This is a genomic window from Thiomonas sp. (genome assembly GCF_054608695.1).
Genome location: NZ_JBTRXV010000038.1, coordinates 24,812 through 37,397, shown reverse-complemented (window position 1 = coordinate 37,397; position 12,586 = coordinate 24,812). Strand labels below are relative to the sequence as shown.

Here is a 12,586-nt window from a genome sequence, read left to right as displayed (position 1 = left end):
GGGCGATAATGTGAGCATCACCGTCAAGCTCATCCACCCGATCGCCATGGAAGAAGGCCTGCGCTTTGCCATTCGCGAGGGCGGCCGTACCGTCGGCGCCGGCGTCGTGGCGAAAATTATCGAGTAAGGCAAGGTTTGGCTTCGGGCTTGCATCGAAGCCAGTCCTGGGATGAGCAGTACAGTGGCCAATCAGAAGGGTTCCACAGGGGCATAGCTCAATTGGCAGAGCGTCGGTCTCCAAAACCGAAGGTTGGGGGTTCGATTCCCTCTGCCCCTGCCACAACCGGGTTCAGCACAACCAGTCAACCATGGCCAATCCGAATGTAGAAACCGTCTCCACTGCGGCCGACAAGGCCAAGCTGGGGGCGGCAGGTGTCGTTTTTCTGGCCGCTTTTGCGGCCTATTACCTTTTGCACAGCCAGGAGTTGTGGCTGCGCGTGCTCGCGCTGGTGGTTTTACTGGCGCTGGCAGCCGGGTTATTCCTGCTCTCGGAACCCGGGAAAGCCCTGATTGCCTATACTCGAGAGTCTGTTCGTGAGGTGCGCAAGGTCGTCTGGCCGGAGCGCAAGGAAGCCATCCAGATGACGGCGATCGTCTTCGGCTTCGTCATCCTGATGGCCCTTTTCCTCTGGATCACCGATAAGTCGCTTGAGTGGATTTTCTACGACCTGATCCTGGGTTGGAAACATTAATCGGAGTGGTCGATGGTTGAAACCTTGCCTGCCGGCCTCAAGCAGTGGTACGTCGTGCATGCCTATTCAGGCATGGAAAAGGCGGTCGAGCGCAATTTGCTCGAGCGCATCGAGCGGGCTGGAATGCAGTCGAAATTCGGCCGCATTCTGGTGCCGACCGAAGAAGTCGTGGAGATGAAAAATGGTCGCAAGACCATTACCGAACGCCGATTCTTCCCTGGCTATGTGCTCGTCGAGATGGAAATGGATGACGCCACCTGGCACCTGGTGAAGCACACCAGCAAGGTGACGGGCTTCGTCGGCGGCGCCAAGAATCGGCCCGCGCCGATCAGCGAAGCCGATGTCAGCAAGATCATGAGCCAGATCCAGGAAGGCGTGGAAAAGCCGCGCCCCAAGGTGCTGTTCGAGTCCGGCGAGATGGTGCGGGTCAAAGAAGGCCCATTCACCGACTTCAATGGCAATGTCGAGGAGGTGAACTACGAGAAATCGCGGCTGCGCGTCTCGGTCACCATCTTTGGTCGTGCCACTCCGGTGGAGCTTGAATTCCAACAGGTCGAAAAACTCTGACCGCATGATTTTTAACCTGGAGCTGGGCCCGAACAGGGAACGCATCCAGGTACAACGCGACATGCGGGCGGCCCGGCATGCTGCGATGAACCCGGTTCCGATTGATTTCGGAATTGCAGAGGCCGCATGAACGAGGAGCCTGCTCGCGTGGGCGTTTGAACTCGATAGGAGAAACTGCATGGCGAAGAAAATCGTCGGCTTCATCAAGCTGCAAGTCCCGGCCGGCAAGGCCAATCCGTCACCGCCCATCGGCCCGGCCCTGGGCCAGCGTGGTCTCAACATCATGGAGTTCTGCAAGGCGTTCAACGCCCAGACCCAGGGCGTGGAGCCGGGCCTGGCGTTGCCCGTGGTCATCACGGCTTATGCCGACAAGTCGTTCACCTTCATCATCAAGACACCGCCCGCCGGCGTGTTGATCAAGAAGGCGATCAAGTTGGATAAAGGCTCGGCCAAGCCGCTGACCGACAAGGTCGGCAAGATTTCCCGCGCGCAGCTCGAGGACATTGCCAAGACCAAGATGAAAGATCTGACTGCCGCCGATCTGGATGCGGCTGTGCGCACCATCGCGGGTACGGCCCGCTCGATGGGCGTGATTGTGGAGGGCGTGTAAATGGCCAAGAAACTACCCAAGCGCTATGCGGCACTGCGCGCCAAAGTCGAGGCGAACAAGCTGTATTCGGTGGACGACGCGCTGAACCTGATCAAGGAATGCGCCGTGGCCAAGTTCGATGAATCCATCGACGTTGCCGTGGCCCTGGGCATTGACGCCCGCAAATCCGACCAGGTCGTGCGCGGCTCGGTCGTGCTGCCCGCCGGAACCGGCAAGGTCAAGCGCGTGGCGGTGTTCGCGCAAGGTGCCAAGGCTGAGGAAGCCAAGGCTGCCGGCGCCGACATCGTCGGCTTTGAAGATCTGGCCGAGCAAGTGAAGGCCGGCAATCTGAATTTCGACGTGGTCATCGCCTCGCCCGACGCCATGCGCATCGTTGGCGCTCTCGGCCAAATTCTCGGCCCGCGCGGCTTGATGCCCAACCCGAAGGTCGGCACCGTGACGCCCGACGTGGCTGGCGCCGTGAAGAACGCGAAGGCGGGTCAAGTGCAGTTCCGCGCCGACAAGGCCGGCATCGTGCATTCGACCATCGGCCGCGCCTCCTTCCGGCCCGATGCGCTGAAGAGCAATCTGCAAGCCTTGGTGGAAGCGCTGAACAAGTCGCGCCCGCAAACGGCCAAGGGCGTGTACCTGCGCAAGGTCGCGGTGTCTTCCACCATGGGCGTCGGCCTGCGCGTGGACGCGGCCAGCATCATGGCGACGGCTTGAGCCATTTGGAATGCAGTGGCGGCGGCTGGTCCGCTGCCGTGAACAAATTTGGTGGGTCGGGTTTGCAATGTTTCAACCGCGGCGCAAACCCGAGCGATCCAAGACCGTTGGCGAGATGCCTTGCATCTCTTAATGACGAAGAACGGGGCAACCCGAGCTTCGAAGCCGACGCAGATGGCGAACCCGCTGGAAACTTCAGTCTCGTCTGGCCCTGCCAGGCGGGTTGTTGAGCTCCAGAGGACGCTGCAACCCGGTTTGTGGCACTTCGGTGTCCAGGCCATTTTCTTCAGGAGTCAACCTTGAGTCTGAATCGCACTGAAAAACAAGCCGTCGTGACCCAGGTCGCGGCGCTTGCGAGCAAGGCGCAAACTCTGGTGCTGGCGGAATACCGCGGAATCGATGTGGAGCCCATGACCCGGCTGCGTGCGCAAGCGCGCAGCAAAGGCGTGCATCTGCAAGTTCTGAAAAATACGCTAGCCCGACGCGCTGTGACAGGTACCGGTTTCGAGGTGCTTGCCGGTGAAATGACCGGCCCCTTGATCTACGGGTTTTCCGAGGATGCCATTGCGGCGGCCAAAGTCATCAACGACTTTGCCAAGACCAACGACAAGATGATCATCCGCGGCGGCGCCACCAACGGCAAACTGCTCGATGCTGACAGCGTCAAGCAGCTCGCCAACATTCCCAGCCGCGAGGAGCTTCTCGCCAAGTTGCTGGGCGTGATGCAGGCGCCGCTCACCGGCTTTGTCGGCTCGGTGGCCGCACTGGCGAAGAAGCGCGAGGAAGAGGCCACTGCCTGAGCGCAGTGAAGCCATCCACGCTTCGACCCTTCGCGACACGGAACGACCCGTAGTTCTACCCAACCTTTATTGATTGAATTCAGGAGTACACAAAATGGCATTGAGCAAAGACGACATTCTGGACGCCGTTGGCGGCATGACGGTTCTGGAACTGAACGACCTGGTGAAGGCGTTCGAAGAGAAGTTCGGCGTGTCCGCCGCATCCATGGCGGTTGCCGCCCCGGGTGCTGGCGCCGCTGCAGCGGTTGTTGAAGAGCAGACGGAATTCAACGTCATGCTGCTGGAAGTCGGCGCCAACAAGGTGTCCGTCATCAAGGCCGTGCGCGAACTGACGGGCCTGGGCCTGAAGGAAGCCAAGGACCTGGTGGACGCAGCGCCCAAGGCGGTGAAGGAAGGCATCGCCAAGGCTGACGCCGAAGCCGCGAAGAAGAAGCTTGAGGAAGCTGGCGCCAAGGCGGAACTGAAGTAATTCGCCCGGCACCGACCTGGCCCGGAAGGCTGATTTGGCCTTCCGGGCTTTCGCGCCTTCAAACGGGCGCGGTTTGTCGTTGTATGCGGTTGGTTGTGGTTGGTTATGGTTTTCGGATCGGTTTTTGAATGTGCACCTGCAGTGGTGTGCATTCCAAAACGGTTTCAGTCCTGCGCAGCGGAGCGTCCATGTCCTACTCGTTCACCGAAAAGAAGCGGATTCGCAAGAGCTTTGGCACCCGCCAAGGCGTTATTGATATTCCTTTCCTGCTGGCCACCCAGCTCGAATCGTACGAATCTTTCCTGCAAAAGGACGTTCCGTCCGACAAGCGCAAGGATGAAGGCCTGCAGGCCGCGTTCATGGCGATCTACCCCATCGTCTCGCATAACCAGAACGTGCGCATGGAGTTCCTGGGCTACAACCTGGCACGCCCGGCGTTCGATATGCGCGAGTGCCAGCAGCGTGGCCTGACCTACGCCAGCGCGCTGCGCGCCAAGGTGCGCCTGATCGTGATGGACCGCGAAGCGGCCAAGCCCACGATCAAGGAAGTGAAGGAGCAAGAGGTGTACATGGGCGAGATCCCGCTCATGACCGACAAGGGCTCGTTCATCATCAACGGCACCGAACGCGTCATCGTCTCGCAGTTGCACCGCTCGCCGGGCGTGTTTTTCGAGCATGACAAGGGCAAGACCCATTCGTCGGGCAAGCTGCTGTTCTCCGCCCGCATCATCCCCTACCGCGGCTCCTGGCTGGACTTCGAGTTCGACCCGAAGGACATCCTCTATTTCCGCGTCGACCGTCGCCGCAAGATGCCGGTCACCATTCTGCTCAAGGCCCTGGGCCTGAACAACGAGCAGATCCTGGCGCATTTCTTCAGCTTCGACCATTTCGACCTGATGGACCAGGGCGCGATGATGGAATTCGTACCCGAGCACTTCAAGGGTGAAGTGGCGCGCTTCGACATCGTCGACAAGTCGGGCAATGTGGTCGTTGCCAAGGACAAGCGCGTGACCGTGCGCCACTTGCGCACCCTCGAAGAGACCGGCACGCAACGCATTTCCGTGCCGGAAGACTTCCTCGTGGGCAAGGTTCTGGCGCGCAATGTGGTGTCGGAAGACACCGGCGAAATCGTCGCTCTGGCCAACGAAGAGTTGACCGATGCCGTACTGAAAAAAATTCGCGACGCTGGCATTCGCCGCATCGAAACCCTTTACACCAACGACCTCGACCATGGCCCGTTCATCTCGCAGACCCTGCGGATCGACGAGACCACCGTGCCGCTCGCGGCCAAGGTCGCCATCTACCGCATGATGCGCCCCGGCGAGCCGCCGACCGAGGACGCGGTCGAGTCGCTGTTCAAGCGCCTGTTCTTCGACGCCGACGCGTACGACCTGTCGCGCGTGGGCCGCATGAAGTTCAACCGCCGCCTCGGTCGCGAGGAAATCGAAGGCGAGATGGTGCTGTCGCATGACGACATCATGGCCGTCATCAAGATGCTGGTGGAGTTGCGCAACGGCCGTGGCGAGGTGGATGACATCGACCACCTCGGCAATCGTCGCGTGCGTTGCGTCGGCGAGCTGGCGGAGAACCAGTTCCGCGCCGGCCTGTCGCGCATCGAGCGCGCGGTGAAGGAGCGTCTCGGCCAGGCCGAGACCGAAAACCTGATGCCGCACGACTTCATCAATTCCAAGCCCATTTCGGCGGCCATCAAGGAGTTCTTCGGCTCCTCGCAACTGTCGCAGTTCATGGACCAGACCAACCCGCTGTCGGAAATCACCCACAAGCGGCGCGTCTCGGCCCTGGGCCCTGGCGGCCTGACGCGCGAACGCGCCGGCTTCGAGGTGCGCGACGTGCATCCCACCCACTATGGTCGCGTCTGCCCGATCGAGACGCCGGAAGGCCCGAACATCGGCCTGATCAACTCGCTGGCGCTGTTCGCGCAGCTCAACGAATACGGCTTCATCGAGACGCCTTACCGCCGCGTGGCCGACAGTCAGGTGACGGACCAGATCGACTACCTCTCGGCCATCGAGGAAGGCAAGTACGTCATTGCCCAGGCCAATGCCGGCATCGACGAACAAGGCCGCCTGATCGACGAGCTGGTGTCGGCGCGTGAAAACGGCGAAACCATCCTGGTCTCGCCCAGCCGCGTGCAGTACATGGACGTGTCGCCGGCGCAGATCGTCTCGGTGGCTGCATCGCTCGTGCCCTTCCTGGAGCACGACGACGCCAACCGCGCGCTGATGGGCGCCAACATGCAGCGCCAGGCCGTGCCGGTGCTGCGGCCCGAAAAGCCCTTCGTCGGCACCGGGGTCGAGCGCGTCACCGCGGTCGACTCGGGGACGGCCGTCACCGCCTTGCGCGGCGGCGTGGTCGACTATGTCGACAGCGCCCGCATCGTGGTGCGCGTGAACGATGTGGAAACCCTGGCCGGCGAAGTCGGCGTGGACATCTACAACCTCATCAAGTACCAGCGCTCCAACCAGAACACCAATATTCACCAGCGCCCCATCGTCAAGCGTGGCGACATCATCGCCCGCGGCGATGTGGTGGCCGACGGCGCGTCCACCGACCTCGGTGAACTCGCCCTGGGCCAGAACATGCTGGTGGCCTTCATGCCCTGGAGCGGCTACAACTTCGAGGACTCGATCCTGCTGTCCGAGCGCGTCGTGGCGGAAGATCGCTACACCTCCATCCACATCGAGGAGTTGAACGCCGTCGCCCGCGACACCAAGCTGGGCTCGGAAGAAATCACCCGTGACATTCCCAATCTGTCGGAAAGCCAACTCGCGCGGCTGGATGAGTCGGGCATCGTCTACATCGGCGCCGAGGTCGAAGCCGGCGACACCCTGGTGGGCAAGGTCACGCCCAAGGGCGAGACCCAGCTCACGCCGGAAGAAAAACTGCTGCGCGCCATCTTCGGCGAGAAGGCCTCCGACGTGAAGGACACCTCGCTGCGCGTGCCGTCTGGCATGTACGGCACCGTCATCGACGTGCAGGTGTTCACCCGCGAAGGCATTCAGCGCGACAAGCGCGCCCAGCAGATCATCGACGACGAGCTCAAGCGCTACCGTCTGGACCTGAACGACCAGATGCGCATCGTCGAGGCCGACACGTTCGACCGTATCGGCAAGCTGCTGATCGGCAAGCCAGCCACCGGCGGGCCGAAGAAGCTGACCAAGGGCACCGTGGTCACGGCCGAGTATCTGAAGGAAGTGGACCATTACCACTGGTTCGACATCCGCCCGGCCGACGAAGCCGTGGCGCAGCAGATCGAGCAGCTCAAGGATTCGCTGGAGAAGCGCCGCCACGAGTTCGACCAGATGTTCGAAGAAAAGCGCCGCAAGCTGACCCAGGGCGACGAACTGCCCTCCGGCGTGCTGAAAATGGTGAAGGTTCACCTCGCCGTGAAGCGCCGCCTGCAGCCTGGCGACAAGATGGCCGGACGTCACGGCAACAAGGGCGTGGTCTCCAAGATCCTGCCCGAGGAAGACATGCCTTACATGGCCGACGGCACGCCGATGGACATCGTGCTCAACCCGCTGGGCGTGCCTTCGCGCATGAACATCGGCCAGATCCTCGAAACCCATCTGGGCTGGGCCGCGCATGGCCTGGGCGACCGCATTGGCGACATGCTGCGCAGCCACGTCAAGGCCACCGAGATGCGCAAGCTGCTGGGCTCGCTCTACAACTTCAGCGGCAAGCAGGAGCAACTCGAGCAGTTGTCCGACGCTGAAATCCTGGAGCTGGCCGACAACCTGAAGCAGGGCATGCCTTTCGCCAGCCCGGTGTTCGACGGCGCCTCCGAAAAGGAAATCGACCAACTGCTGCAGATGGCCTATCCGGACGAGGTGGCGCAGCGTCTCAAGCTCACCGCCTCCAAGAAGCAGGCCGTGCTGTTCGACGGCCGCACGGGCGATGCGTTCGAGCGCCCCGTCACCATCGGCTACAAGCATGTGCTCAAGCTGCACCACCTGGTGGACGACAAGATGCACGCCCGCTCCACCGGCCCGTACTCGCTGGTGACGCAGCAGCCGCTGGGCGGCAAGGCGCAGTTCGGCGGCCAGCGTTTCGGCGAGATGGAAGTGTGGGCGCTGGAAGCCTATGGCGCGTCTTACGTGCTGCAGGAAATGCTGACGGTGAAGTCCGACGACGTCAACGGCCGCACCAAGGTCTACGAAAGCATCGTCAAGGGCGAGCACTCGATCGAGGCGGGCATGCCCGAGTCGTTCAACGTGCTGATCAAGGAAATCCGCTCGCTGGGCCTGGATATCGAACTTGAGCGCAACTGATCGACTCGCCTCCCGGGCCAGCGTGCCCGGGATCGCACCCCTGATTTGCGCCTTACTGACACACAGGATTTGGAGGTTCGCATGAAAGCCTTACTCGATTTGTTCAAGCAGTTCCAGAAGGACGAGCATTTCGATGCCATCAGCATCGGCCTGGCATCGCCGGAAAAGATTCGTTCCTGGTCGTTCGGGGAAGTGAAGAAGCCCGAGACCATCAATTACCGCACCTTCAAGCCCGAGCGCGACGGCCTGTTCTGCGCCAAGATCTTCGGTCCGATCAAGGACTACGAGTGCCTGTGCGGCAAGTACAAGCGCCTGAAGCATCGCGGCGTCATCTGCGAGAAATGCGGCGTCGAAGTCACGCAGAGCAAGGTGCGTCGCGACCGCATGGGCCACATCGAGCTGGCCTCGCCGGTGGCGCACATCTGGTTCCTGAAGAGCCTGCCCTCGCGTCTGGGCATGATTCTCGACATGCCGCTGCGCGACATCGAGCGCGTGCTGTATTTCGAGGCCTATGTCGTCACCGACCCGGGCATGACTCCGCTGACGCGTCGCCAGGTGCTGTCGGAGGACGAGTACACCGCCAAGCGCACCGAGTTCGGTGACGAGTTCGTCGCCTTCATGGGCGCCGAGGGCATTCGCGACCTGCTGGCGCATATGGACCTGGAGCAGGAAACCGGCGAGTTGCGCGGCGACCTGCAGGGCTCGGACACCAAGGTCAAGAAAAACTCCAAGCGCCTGAAGGTGCTGGACGCGTTCCGCAAGACCAACTCCAAGCCCGAGTGGATGGTGCTGACCGTGCTGCCGGTGCTGCCGCCGGACCTGCGCCCGCTGGTTCCGCTGGACGGCGGCCGCTTCGCCACCTCCGACTTGAACGACCTGTACCGCCGCGTCATCAACCGCAACAACCGCCTGCGCCGCCTGCTCGAACTCAAGGCGCCGGAAATCATCGTGCGCAATGAAAAGCGCATGCTGCAGGAAGCGGTCGATTCACTGCTGGACAACGGCCGCCGTGGCAAGGCCATGGTGGGCCAGAACAAGCGCCCGCTGAAGTCGCTGGCCGACATGATCAAGGGCAAGGGCGGCCGTTTCCGCCAGAACCTGCTGGGCAAGCGCGTCGACTACTCCGGCCGTTCGGTCATCGTCGTCGGCCCCACGCTCAAGCTGCATCAGTGCGGCCTGCCCAAGCTGATGGCGCTGGAACTGTTCAAGCCCTTCATCTTCAACCGCCTGGAAGCCATGGGCGTGGCCACCACCATCAAGGCGGCGAAGAAGGAAGTCGATTCGCAGACCCCCATCGTGTGGGACATCCTGGAAGAGGTCATCCGCGAACATCCGGTGATGCTCAACCGTGCACCCACGTTGCACCGCCTGGGCATCCAGGCGTTCGAGCCGGTGCTGATCGAGGGCAAGGCGATTCAGTTGCACCCGCTGGTCTGCGCCGCCTTCAACGCCGACTTCGACGGCGACCAGATGGCCGTGCACGTCCCGCTGTCGCTGGAAGCGCAGATGGAAGCCCGCACCCTGATGCTGGCCTCCAACAACGTGCTGTTCCCGGCCAACGGCGAGCCCTCCATCGTGCCGTCGCAAGACGTGGTGCTGGGCCTGTATTACGCCACCCGCGAGCGCATCAACGGCAAGGGCGAAGGCATGGTGTTTGCCGACATCGGCGAAATTCATCGCGCCCTGCAGTCCGGCGACCTTGAAATCACCGCCCGCGTCAGCGTGCGCCTGACCGAGTACGAGCGCGACAAGGCCACCAAGGCCCTGACGCCCAAGACCTCGGTGGTGGAAACCACGGCCGGCCGTGCGCTGCTGTCGGAAATTCTGCCCAAGGGCCTGCCGTTCAGCGTGCTGAACAAGGCGCTGAAGAAGAAGGAAATTTCGCGCCTGATCAACTCATCGTTCCGCCGCTGCGGCCTGCGCGACACGGTGATTTTCGCCGACAAGCTGCTGCAGTCGGGCTTTGCGCTGGCCACCCGCGCGGGCATTTCCATCAGCGTGGATGACATGCTGATCCCGCAGGAAAAGCACGCCCTGATCGCCCACGCCGAGAAGGAAGTCAAGGAAATCGAGCAGCAGTACGCCTCCGGCCTGGTGACCCAGGGCGAGCGCTACAACAAGGTGGTGGACATCTGGGGCCGCACCGGCGACGAAGTCGGCAAGGCGCTGATGAACCGCCTGGCCACCGAGCCCGTGACCGACCGCCACGGCAAGGAAGGCCGCCAGGAATCGTTCAACTCCATCTACATGATGGCCGACTCCGGTGCGCGCGGTTCCGCTGCGCAGATTCGCCAGCTGGCCGGCATGCGCGGCCTGATGGCCAAGCCTGACGGCTCCATCATCGAGACCCCCATCACGGCCAACTTTCGTGAAGGCTTGAACGTGCTGCAGTACTTCATCTCCACCCACGGCGCGCGCAAGGGCCTGGCCGATACGGCGCTGAAGACCGCCAACTCCGGCTACCTCACGCGTCGCCTGGTGGACGTGACGCAAGACCTGGTCATCACCGAGCAGGACTGCGGCACCACCCACGGCGTGGCCATGCGTGCCTTGGTCGAAGGCGGCGAGGTCATCGAGTCGCTGCGCGACCGCGTGCTCGGCCGCGTTGCCGCCACCGACGTCACCAGCCCCGAGACGCAGGAAGTCATCATTCCCGCCGGCGACATGCTGGACGAAGACCTGCTCGACATGGTGGAAGCCGCCGGGATCGACGAGATCAAGGTGCGCACTCCGCTCACCTGCGAAACCCGCTACGGCATGTGCGCCAAGTGCTATGGCCGCGACCTCGGCCGTGGCGTGCTGGTGAACACCGGCGAAGCGGTTGGCGTCATCGCCGCGCAGTCCATCGGCGAGCCCGGCACCCAGCTGACGATGCGCACCTTCCACATCGGTGGCGCTGCATCGCGTGCCGCCGTGGCCTCCAGCGTGGAAGCCAAGAGCGCGGGCACGGCACGCTTCACCGCCACCATGCGCTACGTCACCAACTCCAAGGGCGAGCAGGTGGTCATCTCCCGCTCCGGCGAGGTGTTGATCACCGACGACTACGGCCGCGAGCGCGAGCGCCACAAGGTGCCTTACGGCGCCCTGCTGTTCGTCAAGGACGGCCTGGCGATCAAGGCCGGCACGCCGCTGGCCAACTGGGACCCCCTCACCCGCCCCATCATCACCGAGTACGCCGGGCGCGTGAGGTTCGAGAACATCGAGGAAGGCGTCACCGTCGCCAAGCAGGTGGACGAGGTCACCGGCCTGTCCACCCTGGTGGTGATCGATCCCAAGCGCCGCGGCTCGGCCAAGGTCATCCGGCCGCAGGTCAAGCTGCTCAACGAGCAAGGCCATGAAGTCAAGATTCCCGGCACCGAGCACGCCGTGGCCGTGGGCTTCCAGGTCGGCGCGCTGATTCAAGTGCGCGACGGCCAGGACGTCGGTCCCGGCGAAGTGCTGGCGCGCATCCCGATGGAAGGCCAGAAGACCCGCGACATCACCGGTGGTCTGCCGCGCGTGGCCGAGTTGTTCGAGGCGCGCTCGCCCAAGGACGCCGGCATGCTGGCCGAGATCACCGGCACCGTGTCCTTCGGCAAGGAAACCAAGGGCAAGGTCCGACTGGTCATCACCGACCTCGACGGCCAGAGCCACGAGTTTCTCGTGCCCAAGGAAAAGACCATCCTCGTCCACGAAGGCCAGGTCATCAACAAGGGCGAACTGGTGGTCGACGGCTCGGCCGAGCCGCAAGACATCCTGCGTCTGCTGGGCGTCGAAGCCCTGGCGCGCTACATCGTCGACGAAGTGCAGGACGTCTACCGCCTGCAGGGCGTGAAGATCAACGACAAGCACATCGAAGTGATCGTGCGCCAGATGCTGCGGCGCGTCGAGATCAAGGATTCGGGCGGGAGCGAGTACATCACCGGCGAGCAGGTGGAGCGCTCCGAAGTGCTGCAAACCAACGCCAAGCTCACCGAGCAAGGCAAGGTCCCCGCAACCTTCAACAACATCCTGCTCGGCATCACCAAGGCCAGCCTGTCCACCGACAGCTTCATCTCCGCCGCGTCCTTCCAGGAAACGACACGCGTGCTGACCGAAGCCGCCATCATGGGCAAGCGCGACGAGCTGCGCGGCTTGAAGGAAAACGTCATCGTCGGCCGCCTGATTCCCGCAGGCTCCGGCATGGCCTTCCACCAGGCCCGCAAAGCCAAGGAAGTGCTCGACCACGCCGAACGCACCGCCCAAGCCGCCGCCGAACTCCAGGCCCTGGAAGACAGCGGCTCAGCCCAGGCCGGCGAAGAAGCCAGCCTCTAATCCCACCCGGACAAGCGCACCGTCACCCGACAAAAGATGCGCGAAGTTCCGATTCAGGGTATACTTATAGATTCCAGACGCGGGGTGGAGCAGCCTGGTAGCTCGTCGGGCTCATAACCCGAAGGTCGCAAGTTCAAATCTTGCCCCCGCAACCAGAA

10 protein-coding genes and 2 tRNA genes are annotated in these 12,586 nt (G+C 62.7%); all 12 read left to right on the top strand.

Annotated features, from left to right (window positions below):
• Positions 1-127, top strand: a 127-nt coding sequence (locus ACYCUK_RS13300) for an EF-Tu C-terminal domain-related protein (RefSeq protein WP_461595172.1), incomplete at its 5' end; no start/stop codon positions are given.
• Between the two features lie 77 nt (positions 128-204).
• Positions 205-280 (top strand) — tRNA-Trp (locus ACYCUK_RS13295).
• A 28-nt stretch (positions 281-308) separates the two neighbouring features.
• Positions 309-692, top strand: coding sequence for a preprotein translocase subunit SecE (gene secE / locus ACYCUK_RS13290; protein ID WP_112487801.1), 384 nt, complete (start codon positions 309-311; stop codon positions 690-692).
• 12 nt (positions 693-704) lie between these two features.
• The gene (nusG, locus tag ACYCUK_RS13285; protein WP_112487800.1) at positions 705-1,259 is read left to right on the top strand and encodes a transcription termination/antitermination protein NusG; all 555 of its coding nucleotides are present in this window, start codon (positions 705-707) and stop codon (positions 1,257-1,259) included.
• A gap of 4 nt (positions 1,260-1,263) precedes the next feature.
• Positions 1,264-1,389 (top strand): hypothetical protein, encoded by a 126-nt coding sequence (locus tag ACYCUK_RS13280; RefSeq protein WP_461595199.1) that lies wholly within the window; start codon positions 1,264-1,266, stop codon positions 1,387-1,389.
• Between the two features lie 48 nt (positions 1,390-1,437).
• On the top strand, positions 1,438-1,869 hold the full coding sequence (rplK, locus tag ACYCUK_RS13275) for a 50S ribosomal protein L11 (protein ID WP_112487799.1): 432 nt from the start codon (positions 1,438-1,440) through the stop codon (positions 1,867-1,869).
• Entirely contained in the window at positions 1,870-2,574 is a 705-nt protein-coding gene (gene rplA, locus ACYCUK_RS13270; protein ID WP_461595198.1) for a 50S ribosomal protein L1, read from the top strand. It begins immediately after the preceding gene.
• Between the two features lie 299 nt (positions 2,575-2,873).
• Positions 2,874-3,374: a 50S ribosomal protein L10 gene (rplJ, locus tag ACYCUK_RS13265; protein ID WP_461595197.1), complete on the top strand. Its 501-nt coding sequence runs from the start codon at positions 2,874-2,876 to the stop codon at positions 3,372-3,374.
• Positions 3,375-3,468: 94 nt separating this feature from the next.
• The gene (rplL, locus tag ACYCUK_RS13260; protein WP_461595196.1) at positions 3,469-3,843 is read left to right on the top strand and encodes a 50S ribosomal protein L7/L12; all 375 of its coding nucleotides are present in this window, start codon (positions 3,469-3,471) and stop codon (positions 3,841-3,843) included.
• A 188-nt stretch (positions 3,844-4,031) separates the two neighbouring features.
• On the top strand, positions 4,032-8,135 hold the full coding sequence (gene rpoB, locus ACYCUK_RS13255) for a DNA-directed RNA polymerase subunit beta (RefSeq protein WP_461595195.1): 4,104 nt from the start codon (positions 4,032-4,034) through the stop codon (positions 8,133-8,135).
• Between the two features lie 81 nt (positions 8,136-8,216).
• Positions 8,217-12,428, top strand: coding sequence for a DNA-directed RNA polymerase subunit beta' (gene rpoC, locus ACYCUK_RS13250; RefSeq protein ID WP_461595194.1), 4,212 nt, complete (start codon positions 8,217-8,219; stop codon positions 12,426-12,428).
• A 78-nt stretch (positions 12,429-12,506) separates the two neighbouring features.
• A tRNA-Met gene (locus ACYCUK_RS13245) sits at positions 12,507-12,583 on the top strand.
• Positions 12,584-12,586: the final 3 nt, after the last annotated feature.

Excerpts from the sequence above, each read along its gene's own strand:
- secE (WP_112487801.1), top strand. The coding sequence starts at position 309 with ATGGCCAATCCGAATGTAGAAACCGTCTCCACTGCGGCCGACAAGGCC.
- rplK (WP_112487799.1), top strand. The coding sequence starts at position 1,438 with ATGGCGAAGAAAATCGTCGGCTTCATCAAGCTGCAAGTCCCGGCCGGC.
- ACYCUK_RS13280 (WP_461595199.1), top strand. The coding sequence starts at position 1,264 with ATGATTTTTAACCTGGAGCTGGGCCCGAACAGGGAACGCATCCAGGTA.
- rpoC (WP_461595194.1), top strand. The coding sequence starts at position 8,217 with ATGAAAGCCTTACTCGATTTGTTCAAGCAGTTCCAGAAGGACGAGCAT.
- nusG (WP_112487800.1), top strand. The coding sequence starts at position 705 with ATGGTTGAAACCTTGCCTGCCGGCCTCAAGCAGTGGTACGTCGTGCAT.
- rpoB (WP_461595195.1), top strand. The coding sequence starts at position 4,032 with ATGTCCTACTCGTTCACCGAAAAGAAGCGGATTCGCAAGAGCTTTGGC.
- rplA (WP_461595198.1), top strand. The coding sequence starts at position 1,870 with ATGGCCAAGAAACTACCCAAGCGCTATGCGGCACTGCGCGCCAAAGTC.
- rplL (WP_461595196.1), top strand. The coding sequence starts at position 3,469 with ATGGCATTGAGCAAAGACGACATTCTGGACGCCGTTGGCGGCATGACG.